Here is a 26112-nt window from a genome sequence, read left to right as displayed (position 1 = left end):
CCGGAGCTGACCGAGGCCGCGATCGTGGTCTCCGGTGGCCGCGGCGTCAACGGCGCCGAGAACTTCCCGGTCATCGAGGCGCTCGCCGACTCCCTCGGCGCGGCCGTCGGCGCCTCCCGTGCCGCGGTGGACGCCGGCTGGTACCCGCACACCAACCAGGTCGGCCAGACCGGCAAGAGCGTGTCGCCGCAGCTGTACATCGCGGCGGGCATCTCCGGCGCGATCCAGCACCGCGCCGGTATGCAGACCTCGAAGACCATCGTCGCCATCAACAAGGACGCCGAGGCCCCGATCTTCGACCTCGTCGACTACGGCGTCGTCGGCGACCTCTTCGACGTCGTCCCGGCCCTCACCGAAGAGGTCAAGACCCGCAAGGGCTGAGGCTTCACCGGCACTCGCCGCAGCACCGCACAGGCCCCGTACGCACCGCGCGTACGGGGCCTCGGCGCGGTGTCAGTCGCCCGTCGCCCCGTCGATCCGCTCGCGCAGCAGGTCGGCGTGGCCGTTGTGGCGCGCGTACTCCTCGATCATGTGGACATAGACCCAGCGCAGGTTCAGCTCCTGGCCGCTGCGGTCATGGATGAAGGTCTCGTCCAGCCCGCGGCCCGCCATCGCGGCGTTGCAGGCCGCGATCTCGGCGACGAGCGTGGCGTGGTCCGCCTCGGCCCCGGACGCCTCGGCGTCGTCGAAGTCGGCGTCGATGTTCCGCTCGAGGTCGTAGAGATCCTCGACCTTTTCGCCGGCGAAGCGCTGGCGGAACCACGTGCGCTCGACCAGCGCCATATGGCGGACCAGCCCGAGCAGGGTGAGCGTGGAGGGCGGGGTGCTCGCCTCGACCAGCTGGTCCGGGGTGAGCCCGGTGCACTTGGCGAGGAGGGTTTCGCGGTGCCAGTCGAGCCAGCTCTGGAGCATCTCCCGTTCGCCGGCGGCGGCAGGCAGTTCGCGGCGGGTTATCTGTGGTGCTGTCCAAGTCATGGGGTGAGTCTGGCGGGGGCGGAGCCGCCGTGCCACGGAGTTACGGGAAGCGGGCGCGGGCGTGACGCGCGTCGCCTCGGGCCGGGGGGTGTTGACCTCGCTACCCGACACAGTTAACTTCGCTATACGGATTGTTGATTCCGTGAAGCGGAAAAAGAGCCCCGGCGTTGTCGGGCGCAAGAACCGGGAGGGTGCCGAAATGGGGCAGCAGGAGACCGTGGCGACGAGCCTTGCGGACACCGTACGCGAGGGAATCGGCGCCGCTCTCGCCGCGGTGGACGCCGATCTGGCGCGGCGCTACCCGGGCGACCCCGGTACCCGCCAGCCGGTCCACACGGTCTACGTCCCCGGCGACGCCTTCGCCGCCGACACCATCCGCTCCTGGGGCGACCAGGCGCTCGCCGCGCTCGATGAGCACGCCCCCGACGCCGCCGCGCTCGCCGCCGTCCTCGGCATCCCGGACGAGCTCGCCGGGCCGGTGTACGACCGGGTCCGCGCCAAGCTGGAGCGCGAGCCCGTCGAGGACCTGCGCATCGACTTCGAGGACGGCTACGGCATCCGCCCGGACGCCGAGGAGGACGCGCACGCCGCCCGCGCCGCCGCCCTCGTCGCCGCCGCCTACCGGGACGGCACCGCCGCCCCGTACATGGGCATCCGCATGAAGTGCATGGAAGCCGCCGTCCGCGACCGCGGCATCCGCACCCTGGACATCTTCCTCACCGGCCTGATGGAGGCCGGCGGCCTGCCCGACGGCCTGGTGCTGACGCTGCCCAAGGTGACCTACGCCGAGCAGGTCACCGCCATGGTCCGGCTGCTGGAGGCCTTCGAGAAGGCCCGCGGCCTGGAACGCGGCCGGATCGGCTTCGAGATCCAGGTGGAGACCACCCAGTCGATCATGGGCCCCGACGGCCGCGCCACCGTCGCCCGCATGATCGAGGCTGCCAAGGGCCGCGCCACCTCCCTGCACTACGGCACCTACGACTACAGCGCCTCCTGCGGCATCAGTGCCGCCCACCAGTCGCTGGACCACCCCGCCGCCGACTACGCCAAGACCGTGATGCAGGTCGCCGCCGCGGGCACCGGTGTCCGGCTCTCCGACGGCTCGACGAACATCCTGCCGGTCGGCACCACGGACCGGGTCCACGAGGTCTGGCGGCTGCACCACGGCCTCGTCCGCCGCTCGCTGGCCCGCGCCTACTACCAGGGCTGGGACATGCACCCCGGCCACCTGCCGACCCGTTACGCCGCGGTCTACGCCTTCTACCTCGAGGGCCTCGAGCAGGCCGCGGCCCGGCTCACGGCGTACGTCTCGAAGGCCGGCGGCGATGTCGCGGACGAGCCCGCCACGGCCAAGGCCCTCGCCGGCTACCTGCTGCGCGGTCTGGACTGCGGTGCGGTCGACACCGGCGAGGTCGCCCGGCTCACCGGTCTGACCCGCGCCGACCTCGACGCGCTCGCGGGGCGCACGGTGCGCTCGGCCTGAGCCGCTCCGCTGCGCTTTGCCTGGGCCGATGTGTTCGGCTTGCCCGCCGTGGGGGTTTGCCGCCGTGGCGCCTGCGGCGGGCCGGTTCGCTGCGCTTTGCTTGAGCCGATGTTTTGGCTTGCCCGCCGTGGGGGTTGTTCGCCGTGGCGCCTGCGGCGGGCCGGTTCGCTGCGCTTTGCCTGAGCCGTTGTTTTTGACTGTCCCGCCGTGGGGGTTTGCCGCCGTTGCGCCTGCGGCGGGCTGGTGCCGCTTGCGCGGGGCTGTTCGGCTGCGGGACCGGGCCTCCGGACTCCGTCCTGCGGCCCGCCCCCTCCCCGTTGAGAGTGGGAGAAAACCAGTGGGGCGTACGTCAGCGGTCAGATGCCTGTTGTGGACACAATCAGCGGTACCGGACACACAACGCTCGCCCCCACGAGAATCCCCCCACCCACGGGAGGGGGCGGACCGTAGCGGCGGAGCCGTGTAGGGCCGTCACCGCACCCGACAACACCACGCCCGCCGCAGGCGCCACGGCGACAAACCACCCACGGCGGGCAAGCCAAAACATCGGCCCAGGCAAAGCGCAGCGGACCGGCTACCCCTCGGAAGGGGGAATCTCCCCCGAGCCCCGAGCGATCAGGCGGGTCGGTAGGACGAGCCGCCGCGGCGGCTCGGCGGCCCCCTCCAGGCGGCGGAACAGCAGTCCGGCCGCCGTCCGGCCCAGCCGCGCCGCGTCCTGGGCGACGACCGTGATCGCGGGCCGGACGAGGTCGGCCAGCTCGAAGTCGTCGAAGCCCACCAGGGCGGTGGGGCGCGGCCGTTCGCCCAGGACGCGTACGGCCGTGACGGTGACGCGGTTGTTGCCCGCGAACAGTGCGGTGACCGGCTCGGGGGCGTCCAGCATGGCGGTGGCCGCGGCCCGGACCCGCTCGGGGGCGGTGGAGCCCAGCGCCACCCAGGACTCGTCGACCGGCAGCCCGGCGTCGGCCATCGCGGTGCGGTAGCCGCGCAGCCGCTCCTTCGCGGTGTGGATGCGTGGCTGGTCACCGATGAAGCCGATCCGGCGGTGGCCGTGCGCGATGAGGTGAGCGACCGCGTCCCGGGAGCCGCCGAAGCTGTCGGAGAGCACGACATCGGCGTCGATCTTGCCGGCCGGCCGGTCCACGAAGACGGTCGCGATGCCCGCCGCGATCTCCGGCTCCAGATAGCGGTGGTCGTCACCGGCCGGGATGACGACCAGCCCGTCCACCCGCCGTGCGCACAGCGCGAGCACCAACTCCTGTTCCCGGCCCGGGTCCTCGGCGCTGGAGCCGTTGATCAGCAGCGCGCCGTGGTCGCGCGCGACCTCCTCGACGGCGCGGTTGAGGGGGCCGTAGAAGGGGTCGGCGAGGTCTTCCAGGACCAGGCCGATGCTGGCCGTACGGCCCTTGCGCAGGATGCGGGCGGAGTCGTTGCGGCGGAATCCCAGGGCCGTGATGGCCTCCTGGACCCGTCGCTCCGTGTCCGGCGTGACGCCCGCCTCGCCGTTGACCACGCGGGACACCGTCTTGAGGCCGACCCCGGCGCGCGCCGCGACATCCTTCATCGTGGGCCGGGTGCCGTAGCGACGAGAGGTGCCCTGCGCGGTGTCCGTCACGGTGTGCGGTCCTGATTCTTTAGGAGGCTGCTGGAGGTGTCGGGGGGTGCCGTCGAGCATAGCCCCTGGACAACGTTGTCAACTGCGGTAAGACTGGCGTTCTCGCGCCGGTACGATCCACCCCGGCCCCGGGCCCACCAGGAGATTCCACACCGATGCAGACGGACCTCAGCGCAGCGCTCGACATTGGCGGCACCAAGATCGCCGGTGCTCTGGTGGACGGTCGCGGCAGGCTGATCGTACGGGCCGCCCGGCCCACCCCCGCCGACGAGGACGGGGCGAGCGTGATGCGCGCGGTGGCCGAGGTGGTCCAGGAGCTGGCCGCGGGGCCCGACTGGGCGCGGGTGGCGGCCGTGGGGATCGGCAGCGCCGGACCGGTGGACGCCTCGGCCGGCACCGTCAGCCCCGTCAACATCCCCGGCTGGCGCGACTTCCCGCTGGTCGCCGGCGTACAGGCGCTGGTCGGCGAGCGGCCGGTGGTGCTGGTCGGCGACGGCGTCGCGATGACCGCGGCCGAACACTGGCAGGGCGCGGCCCGCGGCCGGGCCAACGCCCTGTGCATGGTGGTCTCCACCGGGGTCGGCGGCGGACTCGTCCTGAACGGCCGGCTGCATCCGGGTCCCACCGGCAATGCCGGCCACATCGGCCACATCAGCGTCGACCTCGACGGCGACCCCTGCCCCTGCGGCGGCCGCGGCTGCGTCGAGGGGATCGCCAGCGGCCCCAACATCGCCCGCCGGGCCCTGGCGAACGGCTGGCGGCCGGGTCCCGACGGCGACGCCGGCGCGGCCGCCGTCGCCGCCTCGGCACACGCCGGTGACGACGTCGCGCTGCGCTCCTTCGAACGCGCCGCCCAGGCGCTGGCCGCCGGGATCGCGGCCACCGCGACGCTGGTCGAGATCGACATCGCGGTCATCGGCGGGGGAGTGGCGGGCGCCGGGGACGTCCTCTTCGTCCCGCTGCGCAAGGCCCTACGCGACTACGCGACCCTGTCGTTCGTAGCGGACCTCAAGGTCGTACCCGCCCAGATGGGGACGGATGCCGGTCTGGTGGGCGCCGCCGCGGCCGCCGCGCAACAGTCCCGTCTCGATGCCTTCGTCCCCATGCCCTGAAGCCACCACCCGCCCCCGTGCGCCCCTTAGTCTGTTGCCGACCGCGACGTACACCGTGAGCTACGCGGCGTACCGGCAGACACACGGGTATCGAGGGGATCGGCGACGATGACATCGGGGGAGCCTGAGCTGCGCGGACCGGACGAGCCGGAGGAGGCCGGCGGGGCGGGCGACGGGGTGGCCGCCCCACCGCCCGGCGACGGCGCGCCCGTTGCGGCTGCCAAGAGCGGACCCCGGCGCGGCACGGACGCCGATCTGACCGGCCGGGTGCTCGGCGGCCGCTACCGCGTCACCGGCCGGCTCGGCCGCGGCGGAATGGGCGTGGTCTGCCGCGCCGTCGACGAGGTGCTGGGCCGCGAGGTCGCCGTCAAGGTCCTGCGCGCCTATACCGACGCCTCCGCCCCGGAGCTCGCCGATCTGCGCACCCGGATGCAGCGCGAGGCGCGCGCCGCCGCCCGTATCCGGCACTCCGGCGTGGTCACCGTCCACGACGTCATCGACGAGGACGGCCGCCCCGTCATCGTCATGGAACTGGTCGACGGACCTTCGCTGGACGACGCCATCCAGCAGCAAGGGTCCCTCGAACCCCGGGAGATCGCCCGGATCGGCGCCCAGGTGATGGACGCGCTGGACGCCGCCCACCAGGTCGGCGTGCTGCACCGTGACGTCAAGCCCGGCAATGTGCTGCTGGACCGCACCGGACGCGTGGTGCTCACCGACTTCGGTATCGCCAGCATCGAGGCCCCGGGCGACGGCGCCACCACCAACATCACCCGCAGCGGCGAACTCGTCGGCTCCCTCGACTACCTGCCGCCCGAGCGGGCTCAGGGCCAGGACCCCACCCCCGCCTCGGACATCTGGTCGCTGGGGATGACGCTGTACGCGGCCGTCGAAGGCGGCGGAGCGCCGTTCCGCCGTACGTCGGTGTGGTCCACGCTCACCGCGATCGTCACCGAGGCGCTGCCGGAGCCGCGGCGGGCCGGGCCGCTGACGCCCGTGCTGCATGCGCTGATGGCCAAGAACCCGGCCGACCGGCCGTCCGCCGCCCAGGCGCGGAGCATGCTGACGGCGGTGGCCGAGGGAAGCGAACCGGCGGCGGTGCCGATGCCCGGCGCGCCGCACCTGCCGACCGCGACGAACATCCGGCCGGTTGCGCCGCCGCCCCCGCCGCAGGAGTTCGGGCCGGGGTCGGCGGGCCAGGGCCAGGGTGGGGCCGCGGCCGACGGCGCCGCGCCCGCCGGTCCGGTCAACTCGGCCGCTCCGCCCGCCAGTTGGCTGTCCGGCGGCCCCGGTGCCGCGGGCGCGGCCGCGCACTCCGCCGTGCCCGACGCACCCACTCCCGACTCCGCCATCAGCCCCGGCTTCGACCCGCCCGGCGTGGTGAGTGGCCCGGCCGTCGGCAGCACGGGCACCCACCCGCAGCTGCGGAACCCGTCCGAGGGTGACACCGAGCGGCTGCCCGCCCGCCGTCGCCGTCGGACGCTGCTCGCCGCGGCGGCCGTGCTCGCCGTCCTCGCCACCGGTGGCGGAGTGACGTACGCGCTGGTCGGCGGCGGGCCGAGCGACACCGTCGCGGATGGCGGACGGCAGTCGGCGCCGCCGGCCGGAAAGCCGACGCCGGCCGCCGACCCGAGCCCGGACGGCAGCAAGAAGCCGGGCAAGGGGGACGACAAGGGCGGCGACAAGGGCCAGGAGAACGGCGCCGGTGCATCGCCCTCCGCATCCCTGGGCCCCTCCGGCGACCCGACCGGAAAGAACCCCAAGCCCGGTTCTCCCGGCGGGAGTTCGGGCGGCAAGGGCGATGGCGGGAGTGCGGACGGCGGCGCCGCCGGCGGCTTGTTCGGCGGCGCCTCCGGTACGTCCGGCGGGAACAGCGGCGGCGGCAGCGGCAGTGGCAGTGGTGGCAGCGGCAGCGGCAGTGGTGGCAGCGGTGGCGGTGAGCCCACGCCGAAGACCTCGTGCGTGTCCATCGGCGGCGGCAAGACCAACTGCGACGTCTGGCGTACGGCGACCTCGTACACCTCGTCCTTCCAGCAGGCCGGCACCGTCAACGCGGGCACCAACTACTTCTACTGCCAGGCGAAGCTGGGCCGCCGCGAGACGTACGGGAAGTGGACGAACGTCTGGTGGGCCAAGACCGATGACGACAGCGGCAACACCGGTGTCTACATCAGCGTCGTCTACCTCACGGGCGGGGAGAACGATCAGCCGGTGCCGGGGCTGCCCACCTGCTGACGGCCGGCGGCCCCGGGTCCGGGCTCAGTGTCGCTGGACGGAGACGCGGTAGACGGTGGTGCCGTGTGCCGGGACGGTCGCGGAGATGGTGCCCGTGGTGGCCGAGTCACGGTGCTGCCACAGGTCGCGCAGCCGGTAACGGTCCGCCGGCGGCAGCCCCGCGTCCTGGGCGGTGGTGGTGATCGTCTGCTGCTGGTCGGTCTCGTTGAAGAGCGCGACGGCGCGGTCTCCGTTCGCCAGCGTTTTGACGAGCGTCCAGCGGCCGGACTCGGACTGCAGCACGGTGGCCTGCTTGCCCAACGGGTCCTGGTCGAGGGCGATGACGTCCTTGTTGTCCAGGATCGTGAAGGTCTCCGGCGTCGCCTTGCGCAGGTCGGAACCGATCAGCAGCGGAGCGGACATCATCGACCAGAGGGAGAAGTGGGTGCGGTATTCGGTGTCCGTCATGCCGCCGTTGCCGACTTCCAGCATGTCGGGATCGTTCCAGTGGCCGGGGCCCGCGTACGGGGCCAGCGGCAGGTTCGCCTTGGCGATCCCGAGCATGCTCGTCCAGTCGTCGCTGATGTCACCCGTGGTCCGCCACAGATGCCCTACGTCCGACGCCCACTCCCAGGGCTTGTTCTCGCCCCATTCGCAGATGCTGTAGACGATGGGGCGACCGGTGGCCTTCAGTGCGTCCCGCATCGCGCGGTAGCGCTGCTTGGCGTCCACACCCTGGTTGTTGCAGTTGTCGTACTTGAGGTAGTCCACGCCCCAATCGGCGAACTGCCGGGCGTCGGACGTCTCATGGCCGAGCCCGCCGGGGAACCCGTTCTCGTTGCAGGTCTTGGTGCCGGCGCTCGTGTAGATGCCGAACTTGAGGCCCTTGGCGTGGACGTAGTCGGCGACGGCCTTGATGCCCTGGGGGAAGCGCTCGGGGTCCGGCACCAGCTTGCCGTTCGCGTCCCGTGCGGGCAGCGCCCAGCAGTCGTCGAGATTGACGTACCGGTAGCCGGCGTCCTTGAGGCCCTTGGTGAGGAAGAGGTCGGCGATGCCCTTGACCATCTTCTCGTTGAACTCCGCCCGGCAATGGGTGGAGTTCCAGTTGTTGAAGCCCATCGGCGGCGTCTTGACGAGCCCGCCGGGGAGGCGGGGCGCGGGCGTGCCGGCCGCGGCCTGCGGGGCGCTCAGCCCCGCCGTACACAGCAGCGCGGCGGACAGTGCTCCGATGATTCTTCCGCGGCCCTGCCTGCGGATGGTGCGGATGGTGCGGATGGTGCGGATGGTGCGGATGTGAACGCGCATGCTTCGCGTCCTCCGTCTTCGCAAGGGATGTGGGGAGTCGTGTGAGGTGCTGCGAGCCGGGACGGGGCATGCCCAGACATGACGAGCCGCGACGAACAGCGGCGAGTCATGTACCCGTCACTGGCGAGTGTTTACGGTAGGGCTTGTTGGAGTCTGTTGGAAGAGGGGCGGTTGCGGTGAAGCTCCGACCCGTCAACGCCCGTGTCCGACCGCGCTGTTCGGAGCAACCCCGCTACTCGCGTTCGGTTCTGTTTGTTTCTCTCCCGTTCCGTCTCCGTGGAGGGGGTATGGCGGGCCGGTCGACGCCCGGTGGCGCGCGCCCATCAGGGAGGGGAGGGAACATCGGATGTCCCACCGGGTGCCGTCATGGGGCGCGCGGCGCTCGGCACGGCGGTGAATTCATGTGCCGCGCCGGAAGTCGTCCGCACTACTTCACCGATTCACCGATTCACCGATTCACCGATTCACCGATTCACCGATTCACCGAATCTCCGAATCTCCGAATCACCGATGCGCCGAAAAGGAATCAACTAGCCCGGACCGCAGCGGAATTCGGTGTCCCGTCATTCCGTTGGAACCGAAGAGCGGACCGACGTCTTCCGTATTCCGCGAGCGGGACGGCCGGCCGCCGCTGGGCGCTTTCGACCGCCCCGGTAGGTGATCGTCACCCCGCTCTATGTCCAGTTCAGCGGGATTCCACTGCCATAGCGGAGGGGAGGGATCCCCGCTGCCGGGAAATCCGCGAGGCCGTAAGCGTCGAAGGCGCCGGCGCCCGGACCCGGTAACCGGCGCGCCCCCATTTCCCTGTTCGGCACCGCTCCCGGCGCCCCCCATTCGCCTGGAGGTACAGCGACTTCCTGCGGCCCTGATGCCCCGCCACCGGCGATAAACCCCGGTCACTTCCGTGAGCAAACCTCCTGCGCGGCCAGTTCTTCACCGACTGCCACCTCCTCGCGACAGGTTCCGTGGGCAGGGAAGAGCGAAAGCAAGGGGTGGCGAAGAGGACGGGCAAGGGGCGCGGGGGTAAGTGCCGCAGAACTGGCAGTTGTTCCCTCGATGCTCCGCCGTCATATGCGGCAGACGCCGGTATGCGGATGGGGGTTTCGGTACAGGAGAGGCGGGGGAGCGCTTGTTTGCCGGGGGCTTCGCGGCGGGGGATGCACTGACCGGCATCCGTCTTCCCGAGCGTTTCCGTGGCAGGGTGTTGCGGGCAACTCACCTGGGTCTAGGGAAGAGGGGAAACCGTGATCGTCTGGCTGAACGGCACGTTCGGTGCGGGCAAGACCACTGCGGCGCATGAAGTGCTCGACCTGCTTCCCGGAAGCACGCTCTACGACCCCGAACTCCTCGGCAGCGGACTGCGGTTGATGCTGCCGGCGAAGCGGTTCGAGGAGATCGACGACTATCAGGACCTGCCGGCCTGGCGGCGCATGGTCGTGGACACCGCCGCGGCGCTGCTCACCGAGGTGCCGGGCCCCTTGGTGACACCAATGACGCTGCTGCGCCAGGAATACCGCGATGAGATCTTCGGCTCCCTCGCGGCCCGCCGGATTCCCGTACGGCATGTTCTGCTGCATGCGGAGGAAACGATCCTGCGGGAGCGGATAGCCCGGCGTACGGAGCCCCAGGGGGATCCCGAGGCCGATGCGTCCGTACGCCGGTGGTGTCTGGAGCACCTGGGCCCGTACGCCCGCGCGCTGGAGTGGATCAGGGACGACGCGCATGTCGTCGACACCACCCGGCTCACGCCCCGCCAGACCGCCGAACAGGTCGCCGAGGCCGTCCGTACCGGAGCCGGCGCCTGCGAGATCGTGCAGACCCCCGAGCCGACCGCGGAGACCCTGGCGGCCGGTGTACTGCTCTTCGACGACCAGGACCGGGTGCTGCTCGTCGACCCGACCTACAAGCCCGGCTGGGAGTTTCCCGGCGGCATCGTGGAACCGGGCGAGGCACCCGCGCACGCCGGAGTGCGCGAGGTCGCCGAGGAACTGGGCATCCAGCTGCCCCGTGCACCCCGGCTGCTCGTGCTGGACTGGGAAGCGCCCAAACCGCCCGGCTTCGGCGGTCTGCGGCTGCTCTTCGACGGCGGCACGCTCACCAGCGAACGGATACGGGAGGTGCTGCTGCCCGGAGCGGAGCTGCGCGACTGGCGCTTTGTGACCGAGGCCGAGGCCGAGACGATGCTGCCGCCGGTGCGCTGGAACCGGCTGCGGTGGGCGCTGCGCGCCCGCGAGCGCGGCTGCCCGCTCCATCTGGAGGCGGGAGTTCCGTTGGGCTGAGGTCCAACGCCTGACGCCAACGCCCAACGCCAAGGGCAAAGGGCCAAGGGCAAAGGGCAAGAGCCAAGGGCCGCGGCCCAGGGAACAAGGGCGGGGCGCCGCCGGCACGCGGCGCCCCGTCGCCTCAGGCCCGGCTCTCCGCGTACTGCCGCAGGAACAGCGCCTCCGCGAGCGACAGCCGCTCCAGCTCCTGCGGCGAGACGCTCTCGTCGACCGCGTGGATCTGTGCCTCCGGCTCGCTCAGCCCGATCAGCAGGATCTCCGCGTCCGGGTAGAGCCCGGCAAGCGTGTTGCACAGCGGGATCGAGCCGCCCAGACCGGACGTCTGCATCTCCTGGCCGTCGTACGCCTCCCGCATCGCCGTCGCCATCGAGGCGTACGCCGGGCTGCTGGTGTCCGCCCGGAAGGGCTGCCCCTGCCCGATCTGCTCCACCGCGACCCGCGCGCCCCACGGAGCGGCGCTCTCGAGGTGGGCGGACAGCAGCTTCGTCGCCTGTGCCGCGTCCGTGCCCGGCGGCACCCGCAGGCTCACCAGCGCCCGCGCGCCCGCGTGAACGGACGGGGTGGCGCCGATGACCGGCGGGCAGTCGATGCCGAGCACGGTGACCGCGGGGCGCGCCCAGATCCGGTCCGCGACGGTGCCGTTGCCGATCAGCCCGACGCCGTCCAGGACCTTGGCGTCCTTACGGAAGTCCTCCTCCGGGTACTGCAGGCCCTCCCAGCGCGCGTCCGCGGCCAGCCCCCGCACGGTCGTCGAACCGTCCTCGGCCCGCAGCGAGTCCAGGATCCGGATCAGCGCGGCCAGCGCGTCGGGCGCCGCGCCGCCGAACTGGCCGGAGTGCAGATTGCCCTCCAGCGCATCGACCTGCACCCGCACCAGCGTCATCCCGCGCAGCGTCGCCGTCACCGTCGGCACCCCGACCCGGAAGTTGCCGGTGTCGCCGATGACGATCGCGTCGGCCGTCAGCAGCTCCGGGTGCGCCTCGGCGTACCGCTCCAGCCCGCCCGTGCCCTGCTCCTCGGAACCCTCCACGATCACCTTGACGTTGACCGGAATGCCGCCGTGCTCCTTCAGCGCGCGCAGCGCCGTCAGATGCATGATCAGGCCGCCCTTGCAGTCGGCGGCGCCGCGCCCGTACCAGCGGCCGTCGCGCTCGGTCAGCTCGAACGGCGGTGAGGCCCACGCGGCCTCGTCCAGCGGCGGCTGCACGTCGTAGTGCGCGTACAGCAGCACGGTCGGGGCGCCCGCCGGGCCCGGCAGGAAGCCGTACACGGACTGGGTGCCGTCCGGGGTGTCCAGCAGCGCCACGTCCTGGAACCCGTCCGCGCGCAGCGCATCGACGATCCAGTTGGCGGCCGCCTCGCACTCGCTCTTCGGGAACTGCGCCGGGTCCGCGACCGACTTGAAGGCCACCAGCTCGGTGAGCTCGGCCAGGGCGCGGGGCTGCAGCGCGGCGACGGTCTGGGCGAGCGGGCTGCCGGGTATGCCGGGGCTGCCGGACCTGTCAGACATGGAACGCTCCTTGTGGGCGCGACGTTGTGTACGTAGGCCGTCCGTCCTGGTGAGCCGTACGGGCCGGACGTACGGGGATGAGTGCCCCCGATCTTCCCACAGGCGGCTGGAGAAACAGCGGCCCGTAGGATGCGGGCGGGACGCGCAGCCAGGCATTGAATGGGAGCGAACGCACAGGTGAGCAGCGAGCACGCAGCCGAGGACAACCAGCAGGTGTGGGACGTCGTGGTGGTGGGCGCGGGGCCCGCGGGCGCCTCGGCCGCGCACGCCGCGGCCTGTACGGGACGCCGGGTGCTGCTCCTGGAGAAGGCGGAACTGCCCCGCTACAAAACCTGCGGCGGCGGCATCATCGGCCCCTCGCGGGACTCCCTGCCGCCCGGCTTCGAACTGCCGCTGCGCGACCGCGTGCATGCGGTGACGTTCTCGATGAACGGCAAGCTGACCCGCACCCGCCGCTCCAAGCACATGCTCTTCGGGCTCATCAACCGCCCCGAGTTCGACGCCGGACTGGTCGAGTGCGCCAAGGACGCCGGCGCCCGGGTCCGTACGGGCGTCACGGTCGCGCGGGTGGAACAGCACGGCGCCGAGGTGCCCGACCGCCGGACCGTCGCGGTGGTGCTCAGCAGCGGCGAGGTGCTGCTGGCACGGGCCGTGGTCGGCGCCGACGGCAGCGCGGGCCGGATAGGGGCGCATGTCGGGGTCAAGACGGAGCAGGTCGATCTCGGCCTGGAGTCGGAGATCCCGGTGCCCGAGACGGTCGCCGAGGACTGGGCGGGCCGGGTGCTCATCGACTGGGGCCCGATCCCCGGAAGCTACGGCTGGGTCTTCCCCAAGGGGGACACCCTCACCGTCGGCGTGATCTCCGAGCGCGGCGAGGGCGCGGCGACCAAGCGTTATCTGGAGGACTTCATCGGCCGGCTGGGCCTGGCGGGCTTCGAGCCGAGCATCTCGTCCGGGCATCTGACGCGCTGCCGCTCCGATGACTCGCCGCTGTCCCGCGGCCGGGTGCTGGTGTGCGGTGACGCGGCGGGGCTGCTGGAGCCGTGGACCCGGGAGGGCATCTCCTTCGCGCTGCGCTCGGGCCGGCTCGCGGGGGAGTGGGCGGTACGGGTCTCCGAGGCCCACGACGCCGTGGACGCCCGCCGGCAGGCGCTCAACTACGCCTTCGCCATCAAGGCGGGGCTGGGTGTGGAGATGGGCGTGGGGCGGCGGATGCTCGGCGCGTTCTCGCGGCGCCCGGGCATGTTCCATGCGGCGATCACGGGGTTCCGGCCGGCCTGGAACGCCTTCGCGAAGATCACTCGCGGGACGACGACGCTGGGGGAGCTGGTCCGTACGCACCCGATGGCGCGCCGGGCGCTGGACGCGTTCGACCGCTCCGAGGCGCGCCGGGGGGAGTGACCGCCGGGCCGGGGCAGTGACCGCCGGGGGCCGCTGGGCGGGGTGGACGGGCGGTGGCCTGACGGTCGGGCTTGCCGCCGGTCGGCCGTTGGCGGTCCGGTTGCCCGCCGACCGTCGGCCGGTTGACTGCCGTTCGGTGCCTGGCGTCCGGTGCCTGCCGTCCGGTGCCTGGCGTCTGGCGTCGCTCTGCCGCCTGCCGTTCGCCCTCTGCCGCGCCTGCCGTTCGCGCTCAGGACTCGGTGATACGGAAGACGGGGTGGCGGGGGGCCGCGGCGAGCAGCTCCTCGTCGCTGGAGTCGGCGGTGATCTCCCCGAAGTACGACTTCACCTCCCAGCCCCAGCGCCGGAGATAGGCGCGCAGCAGCGCCGGGGTCTCGGCGGGCGGCAGCTCGACGGCGGTGAACGGGCGGGTACGGCGGCCGACGCGCAGTTCGCCGCCGCCCGCCGCGCGCATATTGCGCACCCACTCGGAGTGGCCGCGAGCCGAGACGAGATAGCGGCCGTCCTCGTACGTCATCGGGTTCACGGGGACGCGCCGCCATTCGCCGCTCTTGCGGCCGCGGACGGCGAGGTCCGCCGAACCCGCGAGGCTGATGCCGCGCCGGGCGAGCCAGCCGATGATGCCGTTGAGGCGGGTGGCGAAGCGGTTGGGCTTGAGGTAGTGGGACATGGCTGGGCCTCCGGTGACTTCGGTGGCGCGGTCTGTTCGGCTCGTGGGCCGGCTCGTCGCGTACTGCCTGCGGCGTGCCTGCCGGTCGCTCCGTGAGCGCCACTCCAATTCGAGAGCAGTGCTCTCGCTTACGACCAGCAGTGTGCACGAGAGCGTCGCCCGAAAGCAAGAGCAGTGCTCTCGAATATCTCCACCGCTCTCTTTCCTGTCTGATGCTCTGACTTTGGTGCACCGCTCCGCGTCGTGCCAGACTGCTCCCATGACTGCGATCCGAGGGGCCAGGGAACGGGCCCGTAGCGAAATCACCGCGGCCATCAAGGACGAGGCCCGCAGACAGCTCGCCGCCGAAGGCGCGGCGAAGCTCTCGCTGCGCGCCGTGGCCCGCGAACTGGGCATGGTCTCCTCGGCGCTCTACCGCTACTTCCCCAGCCGCGACGACCTGCTGACCGCGCTGATCGTCGACGCCTACAACGCCGTCGGCGAGGCCGCGGAGGGCGCCCGCGACGCCCTGACCGGCCCCGATGCCAAGCGCCCCGTCGCCCGCTGGAGCGCCGTCTGCGCCGCCGTACGCACCTGGGCGCTGGCCCATCCGCACGAGTACGCGCTGATCTACGGCTCCCCGGTGCCCGGCTACACCGCCCCCCGCACCACCGCCGAGCCCGCCGCCCGGGTCGGCCTCGCGCTGATCGGCGTGGTCCGCGAGGCGCACGCCACCGGCGCGCTGAAGGAGCCCGCCGAGCCGCTGCCCGACGCGGTGGTGGGCGATGCGCTCGCCCTCGGCGCGGAGCTGGGCGTCGAGCTGCCGGGCACGGTGCTGGCGCGGCTCGTCGGCGCCTGGGCGCAGCTGTTCGGGCTGGTGAGCTTCGAGGTCTTCGGCCAGTTCAACCGAGTGATCGAGGCCCGTACCGCGTTCTTCGAGCAGGCGGTCCTCCAGCTGGCCCGCAGCGTCGGCCTGACCACCCCACGCTAGCCGCTACTCCCCGGGGAGTACGGCCGGTCACTGCGCCGGGCGGACGCCGCCGGGTCGGGCCGCGGTCTAGCGTTACGGGCATGGAGAACGCACGGCCGCCGTGGGCGCGGCGCTGCCTCGGGCCGGTGTGGGAGCGGTGGTCGCCGGTGCGCGCGGAACCGAAGAGCTGGGCCGGCGCCCGGCTGCCGTGGGTGTCGACGGTCGTGGTGACGGCTTTTGTCACGGTCGGCTCCGGCTTTGCCGCACACAACCAGCCCGATCGTGTCCCGCTCGATGCCTTCGTGCGGGCGCTGCTGGTCGCCGGCGGCGCCCTGCTGCTCTTCCGGCACCGTTATCCGCGGGCGGTCGCCGTCGGCACCGCCGCCTCCGCCGCGGTCTACTTCGCGGCCGGATACCCGTACGGACCGGTCTTCGTCACCGTCGCGCTGGGTGCCTTCGGCGCGATCCTCGCCGGGCACCGCGTCGTCGCCTGGTGCGCGCTCGGCGGCCTGTGGGCCGGCCATCTCCTCGTCGGCCACTGGCTCTACCGGTGGCTGCCACCGCGGGACGGTGCCGCCCCGTGGGGGGACGAACTGTTCGTCGCCGTCCTGATGGTGGCGGTGGTGGCCGTATCGGAGCTGGTACGGGTGCGCCGCGATCAGCTCGCCAGGGTCCGCGCCGAGCGGGCCGCAGCCGAGCGGCGCAGGGCCGACGAGGAACGGCTGCGGATCGCCCGCGAGCTGCATGACGTCCTCGCGCACAGCATCTCCGTCATCAATGTGCAGGCGGGCGTGGGCCTGGCGCTGCTGGACAGCGACCCCGAGCAGGCCCGTACGGCGCTGACCACCATCAAGGCCGCGAGCAAGGAAGCGCTCGGCGAGGTGCGGCAGGTGCTGGACACCCTGCGCACCCGCGGCGACGCACCGCGCTCCCCGGCCCCCGGCCTGGACCGGCTGCCCGAACTCACCGAACAGGCCCGGGGCGCGGGGCTCGCCGTGGACGTCACCACCGAGGGCACCCGCGCCGCGCTGCCGCCGGGCACCGACCTCGCCGCCTTCCGCATCGTCCAGGAGGCGCTCACCAACATCGTCCGCCACTCCGGCTCGCGCACCGCCCGGGTTCTGCTCCGGCAGGCACCGGCCGCGCTGGAGATCCAGGTCGACGACGACGGCCCGGCGACCGCCGTCTCGGGGGAGCCGGCCGGTGGCGGCAACGGCCTGGTCGGGATGCGGGAGCGGGCCGCGGCCTTCGGCGGCACGGTCGAGGCGGGCCCCCGCGCGGACGGCGGCTTCCGGGTCCGGGCCCGTATTCCGCTGGCCGGGCCGAAGGGGCCGGCCGCCGGTACGGATACGGTGATCCCGGCCGATACCGAGGAGGAGTCGTGATCCGGGTACTGCTGGCCGACGATCAGCTGCTGGTCCGGGCCGGTTTCAAGGCGCTGCTGGACGCCCAGTCCGACATCGAGGTGGTCGCCGAGGCGTCCGACGGACAGGAGGCGCTGGCCGCGGTCCGCGAAAGACGCCCGGACATCGTGCTGATGGACATCCGGATGCCCGTCCTGGACGGTCTGGTGGCCACGCGCCGGATCACCGAGGACCCGCGGCTGTCGGATGTCAGGGTCGTCATGCTGACCACCTTCGAGCTGGACGAGTACGTCTTCGAGGCGATCCGTTCCGGGGCCTCCGGTTTCCTCGTCAAGGACACCGAACCGCAGGAGCTGCTACGGGCGGTGCGCGCGGTCGTCGACGGCGACGCGCTGCTCTCGCCCGGCGTCACCCGCCGCCTCATCGCCGAATTCGCGGCCCGCTCCAAGGAACCGGCCGCGGCCGACGCGCTCTCCGCGCTGACCGAGCGGGAGCGTGAGGTGATGGCTCTGGTGGGCATCGGCCTGTCCAACGAGGAGATCGCCCGCCGCCTGGTCGTCAGCCCCCTGACCGCCAAGACCCACGTCAGCCGCACCATGGTCAAACTCGGCGCCCGGGACCGCGCCCAACTGGTCGTGCTGGCCTATGAGTCGGGGTTGGTGCGGCCCGGCTGGCTGGGCTGAGCGCGTCGCAGTACCCGCACCACCCGGACCGCGAAGAGCGCCGCCCCGATGGCACCGCTCGCCCTCAGCCAAGGGCCTGCCCAGGAGCTGGGCAGGGGCGCCCACACGGCCGCGCTGCCGATCGCCAGAAAACCGATGCCGCCGATGAAGAGGCCGGTGACCAGCGCGAAGGCGATCTCGACGGTGAGGGTGTCGCGTTCGGCGAGGGTGCGGGTGGGGGACATACCGCAAGTCTGCCAGGAGTGGCCGCACTTGGCGCCGCAGGCGTGCCGCGGCGGCATATAGGCTCGCCGGATGGCGGTGCTGCGGTGGGGAGCATGGCGCGGGCGGCCGCGGTGGGCGCGGTGGGTGGGTGCGGGGTATGTGCTCGGCTTTCTCGAGGGGACCGGGGCGCATCTGCTGGATCTGGTCCGGGGCGGGCTGCATGCGTATGCGTCGTTCGGGCCCGTGCCGCTGCAGGCGTTCTTCGTCGCCCTCGTGCTGCTCGACCCGCTCGTGGCCGTACTGGTGGCGCTCGCACGGCCGCTGGGCGTCCGGCTGGCGGTGGGCGTGATGACGCTGGACGTCCTCGCGAACTGGACCGTCAACTGGCCGGAGCTGCAACAGCATCCGGGGATGCTGCTGCGGCCCGTCGGCCTGCTGCCCATCACGCTCTTCGGGCTCTTCGTCGTCGGCTGCGCGCGCCCCTTGACCGGGGCGCTGCGGCCCCTCCCAGGGGCGGCGGAGCTCAGATGCCGCCGCGCTCCCGCCACAGCGCTATCAGCGCGTCGTCGCCGGTGACCTTCAGCCCGTCCCACGGCAGGCGGTTCCAGAGCGCGAGATAGATCTCCTCGGCCGGGCCCTCGATCGTGCAGTCCACCGGGGCCGCCGGCTCCGGCCGCGGGGCCTCGGGCGCCGGTCCGGCCGTACGGACGGTCGCCGGCACCCCGTCGGAGAGCGACACCGTCCACTCCGCGTCGGCGGTGTCCGTGGCGCGCACCCGTAGCGTCTTCGGCGTGTCCGTGCGCAGCCGGCTGCGGTCCATGGAATGGATGCCGGCCAGGAGCTCGTCGATGCCGTCGGCGGCGAAGGCGGACGGGAGGGGCGTGAGCGCGCTGCCCGCGGCCTGCTGGGCATCCACGCGGTGCACGGACGTCTCATGGGCCTGCCGCCGCGCCCAGAACGCGAGCGGGGACGGCGCGGGCAGGAAGGCCCAGGTCTCCAGGTCCTGCGGGGCGGTGTGCAGCGCCACCACCAGGCGGTGGTGGCCGTCCCGCAGCCAGGGCACGAGCTCGTCGTCGGCCATGTCCGGGGCCTCGGCGGGGCCGCCGGTCCGGTGGTCCACGGGCTGTGTCACGAACTCCGCGGCCCAGCGGTGCACCCGCCCGACATGAGTGACCAGATCCCGTATGCGCCACTCGGGGCAGGAAGGAATCGGGGCGTCGGGCCCGGCCTGCTCCGCGGCGTCGGCCAGGAGTCCTCCGTCCAGCCGCAGCGTTTCGACGAACTCAGTGATCTCCATGCCGACGAGTGTGCCAGCCGCCACTGACAACGCCTCGCCGCGGGCCCCCTCGACCGCGGCCCGGGGCACGGTGGACGAGCCCCAGGAGCAGGGCGTTCACGAGGGCCGCCACCGCGGTCGCGGCCATCAAGTAGCCCTCCGGCGCACCGGATTCACCCCAGAGCGCATCTCCCGCGAACCACAGTGGAACGACCGTCGGGGCGGTGAGCAGCAGCGCTCAGACACCGGAGAACGAGGCGTCGGGGTGGTGCACGGCCAGTTCGTCGACGACCGCGAAGGCCACCGCGGCGATCACCAGCGCCAGATAGCCGAGCGATACGGGATTGCCGAAGGCCAGCCGTACGAGCCCGCGCAACCGGTCCGGCCGGTGCGGCTGCGCTGGTCTGTCCGGCTGCGGTGGCCGGTCCGGCCGGCCGTTGTCAGCGTCCACGACCACCGCGTACCCGGGCCCCCGCGCCTCACGCCCGCCCGGTGCGGTGCGCCCCGCGCGTCCCGTACGCGATGAGCACCGCGGCCGCCGAGAGCAGGGCGACCGTGGTCAGCGCGAGGGGCAGGGTGAACGCCTCGGCCAGGAACCCGATGGCGGGCGGGCCCAGCAGCATGCCGCCGTAGCCGATGGTGGAGGCCGCGGCGACGCCGCCCGCGCCACCGGCCTCGCCGGCGCGGGCGATGGCGATGGGGAAGATGTTGGCGAGCCCGAGGCCCGCGACCGCGAAGCCGAGGCAGGCCGCCCAGGGGCTGGGCGCCAGCGCACCGAGCAGCATCCCGGCGCTCGCCGTCGTCCCGCCCGCGATCAGCGCGCGGGCAGGTCCGAAGCGCTGCACCACGGCGGTGCCCGACAGCCGCCCGGCGGTCATCGCCAGCGCGAACACCGCGTATCCGGCGGCGGCGAGGCCGGGCCCGGCGCCCAGGTCCTGGGAGAGGTGCAGCGCGCCCCAGTCGGCCATCGCGCCCTCCCCGTAGGCGGTGCAGAGCGCGATGAGGCCGAAGACACACACGAGGCGGCCGGGGCGGCGCCTGGCGGTACGGTCCTCGGCCGCGGGGAGCCGCTCCGGTACGGCGGGCGCCGGATGCGCGAGCAGCGCGCGCCCCGCGCCGGCCGCCACCAGGAGGCCGATCAGGGCGAGCAGCAGCAGATGGACGGTGGGGGACAGGCCACCGGCGATCAGCCCGCCGAGTCCCGCGCCGAGCATGCCGCCCAGGCTGAAGGCGGCATGGAACGCGGGCATGACGGGCCGCCGCAGTGCGCCGATCAGGTCGACGGCGGCGCTGTTCATGGCGACGTTGAGCGAGCCGTACGCCGCGCCGAAGACCAGCAGGACCAGGCCCAGAGCGGTGGCCGAGTGGGTGAGCGGCGGCAGCGCGAGGCTCAGCGCCATGGCGATACCGGAGGCGACCGTGACGGCACGGCTGCCGAACCGGCGGCACAGCCGTCCGGTGATCATCATGAACGCGACGGCGCCCGCCGAAACGCCGAGCAGGGCGAGCCCGAGCGCGCCCGCGCCGGCGCCGGTCTGCGCCTTGATCGCGGGGATGCGGACGACCCATCCGGCGAAGAGGAAGCCGTCGATGGCGAAGAATGCGGTGAGCGCCAGGCGGAGCCGGGTCAGCCGCGGGTCGGTGGATTGGTGGGGTGTGGAGCGCGTCTTGCGGGTCACGATTCCCGAAAGGGTGATCCGTATTTTGTTTAGCGTCGGCACAAAGTCAGAATAGGGGTGTGACCCAGACTCGGACAACCAGGTTGGAGCGGGGCCGTGGCGCCCTCGGACCCGCACTGGAGCTCGTACACACCGGCCGCGCGCCCACCCGCGCCGTTTTGACCTCGGAACTCGGCGTGACCCGCGCGACCGCCGGCGCGGTGGCCGCCGAGCTCGAGGCGCTCGGCCTGATCACCGTCGACTCCCGGCCCACCGCCTCCGCCGGATCCCAAGGGCGGCCCTCCCACCGGCTGTTCGTCAACGAGCGCGGCCCCGTCGTGTTCGCCGCGCAGATCCACGCCGACGGCTTCCGGGTCGCCCTGGTCGGCCTCGGCGGCCGCATCGCGGCGACCGCCGCCGGCTGCGGCACCATCCCCGCCGACCCGGCCCATGTCCTCGCCGAGGCCGTCGAGGCCGGATCCGCCCTGCTGCGCGAGACCGGCCTCCGCTGCCTGGGCGCGGGCCTGGCAGTGCCCTCCGCCGTCGCGGAACCGGACGGCGAGGCCCTCAACCCGCTGCACCTCGCCTGGCCTTCCGGCGCCCCCGTACGCCAGCTCTTCCTCCGCGCGCTCGCCGACGCCGGCATCCCCGGAGTCACCGAAGCGATCGGCTTCACCGGCAACGATGTCAATCTCGGGGCGCTCGCCGAACACCGGCACGGCGCCGGCCGCGGCGCCCGCGACCTGCTCTGCGTGGCCTCCGGCCACCGGGGCGTCGGCGGGGCCCTGGTGCTCGACGGCCGCCTGCACAGCGGCAGTTCGGGCCTGGCCCTGGAGGTCGGCCATCTGACCGTCAACCCCGAAGGCGCGCCCTGCCACTGCGGCAGCCGCGGCTGCCTGGACGTCGAGGCGGACCCGCTCGCCTTCCTCGGCGCCGCCGGCCGCCAACCGGGCCCCGAGGGCTCCCTCCTCCACCAGGCCGCCGACCTCCTGCGGAACGACTACGCCGACCCGGGCGTCCGGGGCGCGGCCGACCTCCTCATCGACCGGCTCGGCCTGGGCATCGCCGGCCTGGTCAACATCCTCAACCCCGACCGCGTCATCCTCGGCGGTCTGCACCGCGCCCTCCTGGAGGCCGACCCGGAGCGGCTGCGGGCGGTGGTCGCCGACCGCAGCCTGTGGGGCCGCAGCGGCAGCGTGCCGATCCTGCCGTGCAGCCTCGACCACAACAGCCTCGTCGGCGCGGCGGAACTGGCCTGGCAGCCGGTGCTGGACGACCCCCTGGTGGTCGTCGAGCGTTAGGGCCCGGCCATGATCCCCGCGTCAGAACCCATCCATCCCCCGGCGGACCGCAGGGCCTGTCCAGGGGGCGTCGCCCCGAGGGGCGGCACCGGGCGCGGGATCCCCTCTCCGGGCCCGGGCTTGCCCACCGCGGTGGGAAACGACCGGGCACCACCTTCGGCGCAGGATCACCCGGCCGATCGGAGACACTGCCTCCATGGTTCCCGAAGCGCTCGCCCGCAGCCCGTACGTCAGCCTGGTCACCTACCGCAGGAACGGCAACCCGGTGGCCACCCCCGTATGGGCGGTGGCTGACGGGGACGAACTCCTGGTGTGGACGCGGGACGACAGCTGGAAGGTGAAGCGGCTGCGCAACGATCCGCGGGTGACCGTCACCCCGTGCGATGTCCGCGGCCGCCTCGCCGCGGACGCGGCGGCCGAGGAGGGCACCGCCCGGCTCCTGGAGGGGTCCGGTGAACTCCTGCGGGTGCGCAAGGCGATGGCGGGCAAATACGGCCTGCGGTTCCGCTTGCTGGACACCGGTGGCGCGCTGCTCCGCCGGGGCAAGCGGCCGCATGTCGGCATCGCCGTCAGCCTGTGACGCGGCCCGGCGGCCCGTTAGCCGGTTGGTCTGTCGGCCCGTTAGCCGGTGGTGTGCCCGTCGCGCCCCCAGTGCGCCGCGAAGGCCCGCGCGGGGTTCTGCGTCAGAAACCGGGTCACCAGGTCTTCCCCCAGGGCCAGTTCGAGCCGCGCCCGGTGCCGGCGCAGCAGATACGGCATGCCGGGGCCGCCGTTCACGGACCGGGCTCCGGCCGTCGTGGTGTCGCCGCCGAGCAGAATCCGGTCACCGAAGCCCGCATCGGCCAGCGCGGCCAGTGCCTCGGGCAGCCGCCAGTCCGTCGCGTGATGGGCCCGCGAGGGGCCGTCGAACGCCAGATAGGCCCCGGCCTCGGCGGCCGTCCGGTGCGCGACGAGGTCGGGCGCGCGGTTGAGGTGGCCGAGGATGACCCGGTCCGGCGCGACCCCCAGCTCACCGCAGAGCAGATCGAGTACGTCCGGCGCGCCGGTGCCCAGCTCCAGGTGGACGCCGATGGCCGCCCCGGTGGCGTGCTGGGCCTCGGCGGCCGCGGCCATGGTGTACCGGGCGTGCCGGTCCAGGCCGTGGAAGCCCCCGGCGACCTTGATCATCCCGGCCCGCACCCCCGTCCCGCCGATCCCCTCGGTCAGCTCGGCGACGAACACCCCGGCAAGATCGGCGCGGACCCGCTCCAGCACCTCGGGCGCGTAGTGCACCGCCTGGTGCAGCCCGGTGGCGGCGACGATCCGCACCCCCGACTCCCTTGCCAGCCGGGGCAGTTCGGCGGCGCACCGGCCCATGCCGTACGGCGTCCACTGGATCACCGATGCGCCGCCGGCCGCACGGAAGGCGGCCAGTTCCGCCGCGGCGGCCGCGGCGTCGGCCAGCTCCTGGCCCGCCAGCTGCGGGCTGCGCAGGAAGAGATGGTCATGGGCGTCGCAGACGCCGAGGTCGGCGGGGGCGATATCGCCGAGGACGGTACGGACGGCGGGACCTGTCGGCCGGTCCACGGCGGCCGCGCTCACCACTGCCGCCCCGCGCCCAGCCGGCCGAGGCCCGGCGCGGACAGATGCAGCGCCTGATAGCGGTCGCCCGCGCCCTGGGGGACGGCGTCGGCCCAGAGGGTGAAGTGGACCAGTTCCCAGCGGCGGGGGTCGAGCGCCAGAGAGGTGGTGTGCACGCCCTCGGTGGCGGCCAGTTCCTCGTGGCGGGTCACGGCGTTCGCGATGACGGTGGCCGGATCGGCGCCCTCGGGCACGTACTCGGTGCGCCGCGAGTAGGCGCCTGGCGCGCGGCCGGCGGCCGGGCCGGGACGGTGGAACAGCCCCTGCCAGTGCTTGACGGCCGGCCGGCCGAAGTCGCGGATCACCCCACGGAACCCGTCGCCCAGGAGGAAACCGTTCATGGCCTCCGCATCGGCCCAGAGATAGAACGGCGCGTACTGATTGACCGGCGAGCCGTCGACCCCGCGCTCCCGTATGCCGTACGCCTTCAGGCCGAGGCCGGCGAAGTCGTCCAGCAGGTGGCCTTTGGTTCGCACCCGATGTCGAATGATCTCCATGTCGTAGTCGGCGGGCAGGGTGACGCTGTACTGCATGGCGTGCATGGGGAGCTCCTGGGTGCCTGTGACCAGGCATTTTTCCTGGGTGGCTGGCGATGGTTTCCGCGTGCTGCTCATGATCGCATCGTACATACTAGTAGTTACAGAAGTAAGTTCCGGTGACCCGCATACCGGGCTGACGCGTGGCCCCCGCGTCGTACACCCCTCCCGCCCTGCGTACAGGCCGACTCGAGTGTCGACCTTTTCTCGCGGATCAGGGGGCTGCAGACCCCGTTCCAAACCCTTTCAAACCGGACCGTGCGGCTACGTAAGTAGCCATGAGGGTAGCCATCAGAGACGAGGCCGGAGACGGGCGGCATTGGGGCCGGGCCGAGACCAGACGGCCGCTGTCCGGGGGCGTTCGGTTGCTCCTGCCGCGGTGTCCAAGCACCCACTGAAGCCTCTTCCGGCTTGTACCCACCCGATAGTCGGTTGGGCGGGGAGCCCTTCTCCGCTGATCGTCAGTGGCCTGGTCGCTGCTTAGTGAGATCCGTCGGGGAGCGAGGAGGCCGGCGGCGCGGCCGCGGCGCAAACCACGGAGCCAGGCCAGACGGCTGAGAGATGCGGCAGCGGGGCTGAGGCCGTTGCCGGCCTCAGCCCCGCTGAGGTTCGCCTGTTTGCCGCTTATGAAGTAGCAGCGCGGAAGGGTTGTGGGGTGTCACGCCGCGATCTCAACACGGGAGGAGTCGGCCGCGCTGTCAGGCTGGCGGCTAGTGCCCCGTGCGTGTCGGCGTGGTCCTTCAGAAGGTGGCTGTACGTGCGTCGAAGCTCCTCGACAGAGTCGCCCACCCACGCGGCCACGGTGTGCTCAGGGATCCCGTTCTGGAGGCACGTGGAGATGAAGGTATGTCGGAGGTCATGGAACGTCGGGAGGTTGCCCTCCTCGTCCTTGATACCCAGCTTCCGCAGCGTGGGCTTCCACAAGCGTTCGTTGAAGTAGTTCCGGCACAGAAGGTTGTTGTGCGGCGTCACGAAGAGGGCGCGCGTTGATCCACGCTTGCACGTGTCGATCTTCTTCTTGTGCTCCCATAGGACGGTCTTCATGACCTGTGGCGGGTAGCGCTCCATGTGCTCCGCCAGGGCTTCCGTGAGGTACGGAGGCATCGGCGCGTCCTTCGAGTTGAGGCGTGGGCTCGTCTTGAGGCGGTCTACGAGGAGGGGCTTGTAGCCAGTCTCGTTGGTTTTGAGCACCTGCCGACGTACGGTGAGCAGCCCTCTGCGCGGGTCGATCACGTCATCGCACACGCCGAACGCCTCTCCCTGCCGGGCACCACAGCCGAAGCCGATCATGGGTATGAGACGGTAGCGCTCAGGGAAGGCGTCGTAGAGCGCCCAGCACTCGTCGGGGCTGAAGACGTATGACGTCGACTCGCCTACGTAGGGCCCTTCGACCTCGTAGATGGGGTTGGCGTTGATCTTCCCGTTCTGAAGGGCGTCCTTGATGACCATCTGGAAGACCTTCCAGTGGCCCTCAGCGGTGGAGTTGGCGAGGTGCTCGTTGGCCTCCATCTCCTGGACCCAGGCTTCAACCTGGGCCTTCCTGATGGCGCTGATGCGATGGTTGCCCCATCGTGGATTGAGGTGTAGCCGGATGGCTATCTCGTACTGCGCAACGCTGGTGCCCTTTGCCCGACGCCTGCTGAGCCAGTCAGCCGCCCACTGCCGGAAGGTGAGGTTCACTTCGATGGGTTCGGTGGCTGCGCCGGGGGTCATTCCGTCCAGAACAGCTTGCGCCTGGGCCTGGGTGATGCCGACGGAATCGGGGATCGAGGCACGGGTTCGCCTGCCCTCGCTGTTCGTAAGGTTGTAGCTCCAGCTGTGGTTACAGCCGGCCTTTTTGGGCCTGTTCTGGTCGGGGCAGTCGCACCGCTTGTAGACAGTGGGCTTGCGTGCCACGGCATGCCTCTCGCGATCTCGGTCGATTCTCAGGTGACTCCCTGGCCAGGGGAGTTGG

At 72.3% G+C, this 26112-nt stretch carries 23 protein-coding genes and 1 pseudogene; 12 read left to right on the top strand and 12 right to left on the bottom strand.

All coding sequences use genetic code 11. From position 1 onward, the window contains the following. Nucleotides 1-381: electron transfer flavoprotein subunit alpha/FixB family protein (locus tag ACIRPT_RS21715; protein ID WP_403829402.1), on the top strand; the 381-nt coding region annotated here is incomplete at its 5' end. Nucleotides 382-453: 72 nt separating this feature from the next. On the opposite strand, the gene ACIRPT_RS21710 is transcribed toward ACIRPT_RS21715, so the two are convergent. Further along, nucleotides 454-975, bottom strand: a complete 522-nt coding sequence (locus ACIRPT_RS21710) for a DinB family protein (protein WP_403829400.1) — start codon at nt 973-975, stop codon at nt 454-456. Nucleotides 976-1174: 199 nt separating this feature from the next. Between ACIRPT_RS21710 and ACIRPT_RS21705 the strand changes: the two genes are divergently transcribed. Further along, nucleotides 1175-2458 (top strand): DUF6986 family protein, encoded by a 1284-nt coding sequence (locus ACIRPT_RS21705; RefSeq protein ID WP_403829397.1) that lies wholly within the window; start codon nt 1175-1177, stop codon nt 2456-2458. 574 nt (nt 2459-3032) lie between these two features. On the opposite strand, the gene ACIRPT_RS21700 is transcribed toward ACIRPT_RS21705, so the two are convergent. Beyond that, a complete protein-coding gene (locus ACIRPT_RS21700; protein WP_403829395.1) occupies nt 3033-4073 on the bottom strand; it encodes a LacI family DNA-binding transcriptional regulator in 1041 nt (346 codons plus the stop codon). Between the two features lie 155 nt (nt 4074-4228). Here ACIRPT_RS21700 and ACIRPT_RS21695 point away from each other — a divergent pair, with 155 nt between their 5' ends. Together ACIRPT_RS21695 and ACIRPT_RS21690 are read left to right on the top strand one after the other, a co-directional pair. Continuing rightward, nucleotides 4229-5185: an ROK family protein gene (locus ACIRPT_RS21695; protein WP_403829392.1), complete on the top strand. Its 957-nt coding sequence runs from the start codon at nt 4229-4231 to the stop codon at nt 5183-5185. Nucleotides 5186-5293: 108 nt separating this feature from the next. Beyond that, nucleotides 5294-7420: a serine/threonine-protein kinase gene (locus ACIRPT_RS21690; protein WP_403829390.1), complete on the top strand. Its 2127-nt coding sequence runs from the start codon at nt 5294-5296 to the stop codon at nt 7418-7420. 39 nt (nt 7421-7459) lie between these two features. Here the strand turns inward: ACIRPT_RS21690 and ACIRPT_RS21685 are convergent. Next, nucleotides 7460-8704 (bottom strand): annotated as a pseudogene (locus ACIRPT_RS21685) (glycoside hydrolase family 27 protein); the annotation flags it as partial. A gap of 1244 nt (nt 8705-9948) precedes the next feature. Here ACIRPT_RS21685 and ACIRPT_RS21680 point away from each other — a divergent pair. After that, nucleotides 9949-10983 (top strand): NUDIX domain-containing protein, encoded by a 1035-nt coding sequence (locus ACIRPT_RS21680; RefSeq protein WP_403829388.1) that lies wholly within the window; start codon nt 9949-9951, stop codon nt 10981-10983. Between the two features lie 124 nt (nt 10984-11107). On the opposite strand, the gene ACIRPT_RS21675 is transcribed toward ACIRPT_RS21680, so the two are convergent. After that, nucleotides 11108-12496: a dipeptidase gene (locus ACIRPT_RS21675; RefSeq protein WP_403829386.1), complete on the bottom strand. Its 1389-nt coding sequence runs from the start codon at nt 12494-12496 to the stop codon at nt 11108-11110. A 177-nt stretch (nt 12497-12673) separates the two neighbouring features. Here ACIRPT_RS21675 and ACIRPT_RS21670 point away from each other — a divergent pair, with 177 nt between their 5' ends. Then, complete coding sequence (locus tag ACIRPT_RS21670; RefSeq protein WP_403829384.1) at nt 12674-13897, top strand: geranylgeranyl reductase family protein; 1224 nt, start codon at nt 12674-12676, stop codon at nt 13895-13897. Nucleotides 13898-14126: 229 nt separating this feature from the next. Here ACIRPT_RS21670 and ACIRPT_RS21665 read toward each other — a convergent pair whose 3' ends face one another. Then, nucleotides 14127-14567 carry a nitroreductase family deazaflavin-dependent oxidoreductase gene (locus tag ACIRPT_RS21665; RefSeq protein ID WP_403829381.1) on the bottom strand — a complete coding sequence of 147 codons (441 nt, stop codon included), beginning with the start codon at nt 14565-14567 and terminating at the stop codon, nt 14127-14129. 259 nt (nt 14568-14826) lie between these two features. Between ACIRPT_RS21665 and ACIRPT_RS21660 the strand changes: the two genes are divergently transcribed. From ACIRPT_RS21660 to ACIRPT_RS21650, 3 genes are all read left to right on the top strand, one after another. Then, nucleotides 14827-15537 (top strand): TetR/AcrR family transcriptional regulator, encoded by a 711-nt coding sequence (locus ACIRPT_RS21660; RefSeq protein ID WP_403829378.1) that lies wholly within the window; start codon nt 14827-14829, stop codon nt 15535-15537. An 80-nt stretch (nt 15538-15617) separates the two neighbouring features. Further along, nucleotides 15618-16901, top strand: coding sequence for a sensor histidine kinase (locus ACIRPT_RS21655; RefSeq protein WP_403829376.1), 1284 nt, complete (start codon nt 15618-15620; stop codon nt 16899-16901). Next, nucleotides 16898-17563: a response regulator gene (locus tag ACIRPT_RS21650; RefSeq protein WP_403829374.1), complete on the top strand. Its 666-nt coding sequence runs from the start codon at nt 16898-16900 to the stop codon at nt 17561-17563. The genes ACIRPT_RS21655 and ACIRPT_RS21650 overlap by 4 nt, the downstream gene beginning before the upstream one ends. Here ACIRPT_RS21650 and ACIRPT_RS21645 read toward each other — a convergent pair. Further along, nucleotides 17524-17787 (bottom strand): DUF6332 family protein, encoded by a 264-nt coding sequence (locus tag ACIRPT_RS21645; protein WP_403829372.1) that lies wholly within the window; start codon nt 17785-17787, stop codon nt 17524-17526. The genes ACIRPT_RS21650 and ACIRPT_RS21645 overlap by 40 nt on opposite strands. 70 nt (nt 17788-17857) lie before the next feature. Here ACIRPT_RS21645 and ACIRPT_RS21640 point away from each other — a divergent pair, with 70 nt between their 5' ends. Then, nucleotides 17858-18343 carry a hypothetical protein gene (locus ACIRPT_RS21640; protein ID WP_403829369.1) on the top strand — a complete coding sequence of 162 codons (486 nt, stop codon included), beginning with the start codon at nt 17858-17860 and terminating at the stop codon, nt 18341-18343. Here ACIRPT_RS21640 and ACIRPT_RS21635 read toward each other — a convergent pair. The 3 genes from ACIRPT_RS21635 to ACIRPT_RS21625 form a co-directional block, all read right to left on the bottom strand. Continuing rightward, nucleotides 18291-19064: a maleylpyruvate isomerase family mycothiol-dependent enzyme gene (locus ACIRPT_RS21635; RefSeq protein WP_403829367.1), complete on the bottom strand. Its 774-nt coding sequence runs from the start codon at nt 19062-19064 to the stop codon at nt 18291-18293. The two genes, ACIRPT_RS21640 and ACIRPT_RS21635, sit on opposite strands and share 53 nt — an antisense overlap. Before the next feature lie 217 nt (nt 19065-19281). Further along, the gene (locus ACIRPT_RS21630; RefSeq protein WP_403829364.1) at nt 19282-19494 is read right to left on the bottom strand and encodes an SCO4225 family membrane protein; all 213 of its coding nucleotides are present in this window, start codon (nt 19492-19494) and stop codon (nt 19282-19284) included. A gap of 28 nt (nt 19495-19522) precedes the next feature. Continuing rightward, nucleotides 19523-20764: an MFS transporter gene (locus ACIRPT_RS21625; protein ID WP_403829361.1), complete on the bottom strand. Its 1242-nt coding sequence runs from the start codon at nt 20762-20764 to the stop codon at nt 19523-19525. Between the two features lie 17 nt (nt 20765-20781). On the opposite strand from ACIRPT_RS21625, the gene ACIRPT_RS21620 reads away from it, so the two are divergent. Together ACIRPT_RS21620 and ACIRPT_RS21615 are read left to right on the top strand one after the other, a co-directional pair. Then, nucleotides 20782-22002: an ROK family protein gene (locus tag ACIRPT_RS21620; protein WP_403508268.1), complete on the top strand. Its 1221-nt coding sequence runs from the start codon at nt 20782-20784 to the stop codon at nt 22000-22002. A gap of 196 nt (nt 22003-22198) precedes the next feature. Next, entirely contained in the window at nt 22199-22582 is a 384-nt protein-coding gene (locus ACIRPT_RS21615; protein ID WP_403829359.1) for a PPOX class F420-dependent oxidoreductase, read from the top strand. Nucleotides 22583-22623: 41 nt separating this feature from the next. Here ACIRPT_RS21615 and ACIRPT_RS21610 read toward each other — a convergent pair whose 3' ends face one another. The 3 genes from ACIRPT_RS21610 to ACIRPT_RS21600 form a co-directional block, all read right to left on the bottom strand. Further along, nucleotides 22624-23583, bottom strand: a complete 960-nt coding sequence (locus tag ACIRPT_RS21610) for a phosphotriesterase (RefSeq protein ID WP_403829356.1) — start codon at nt 23581-23583, stop codon at nt 22624-22626. Further along, complete coding sequence (locus tag ACIRPT_RS21605; RefSeq protein WP_403829430.1) at nt 23580-24164, bottom strand: DUF4865 family protein; 585 nt, start codon at nt 24162-24164, stop codon at nt 23580-23582. The genes ACIRPT_RS21610 and ACIRPT_RS21605 overlap by 4 nt, the downstream gene beginning before the upstream one ends. A gap of 618 nt (nt 24165-24782) precedes the next feature. Continuing rightward, nucleotides 24783-26054, bottom strand: coding sequence for a tyrosine-type recombinase/integrase (locus ACIRPT_RS21600; protein WP_403829354.1), 1272 nt, complete (start codon nt 26052-26054; stop codon nt 24783-24785). Nucleotides 26055-26112: the final 58 nt, after the last annotated feature.

Origin of the sequence: Streptomyces sp. NPDC101227 (genome assembly GCF_044767545.1) — a bacterium.
Classification (GTDB): domain Bacteria; phylum Actinomycetota; class Actinomycetes; order Streptomycetales; family Streptomycetaceae; genus Streptomyces.
The sequence above is the reverse complement of the archived record's forward strand: the minus strand, read 5'-3'. Positions and strand labels throughout refer to the sequence as shown.